Raw genomic sequence first — 402 nt, 5'->3', positions numbered from 1 at the left:
TCATCCTGCCTTGCCAGTTATGCACGAAGTCTAAAACCTCTGGTGTTTCAAGATGGGCTTTCAATGACGATTGATCGCGCCAACGTTCGGCAATCACGAGACGCCCCGGGCATGCCGCATCAGGATTAACCGCATAAAAAAGACAGCCTTTTTCGGGTTTTGCATTGCGCGCGATCACCTGAACGTCGGCGATGAACTGATCAATTTCATGTGGATCAACATGAATGTGCCCCATCAGGATGATCATGTCATTCCACCACAAGCACGATCTTGCCCTGAATGTGCCCTTTGGCCGCACGTTCATGAGCCTTGCGGGCATCGGCAAGCGGGTATGTGCTGTCGAGCACGACGCGAACTGTGCCGTCACTCAGCAGACCGGCAAGCTCCGCCAATTGATCACCG

The 402-nt window shown here is 53.5% G+C and carries 2 protein-coding genes; both read right to left on the bottom strand.

The genetic code is table 11. The features are described 5' to 3' along the window. A partial coding sequence (locus Tanf_RS16670; protein ID WP_046825125.1) for a putative quinol monooxygenase occupies positions 1 to 247 on the bottom strand: 247 nt, incomplete at its 3' end. Position 248: 1 nt separating this feature from the next. Next, a complete protein-coding gene (locus Tanf_RS16665) occupies positions 249 to 392 on the bottom strand; it encodes a zinc-binding dehydrogenase (RefSeq protein ID WP_498370412.1) in 144 nt (47 codons plus the stop codon). Positions 393 to 402 lie beyond the last annotated feature (10 nt).

The organism is Tannerella forsythia (assembly GCF_001006485.1).
Taxonomy (GTDB): domain Bacteria; phylum Bacteroidota; class Bacteroidia; order Bacteroidales; family Tannerellaceae; genus Tannerella; species Tannerella forsythia.
The sequence above is the reverse complement of the archived record's forward strand: the minus strand, read 5'-3'. Positions and strand labels throughout refer to the sequence as shown.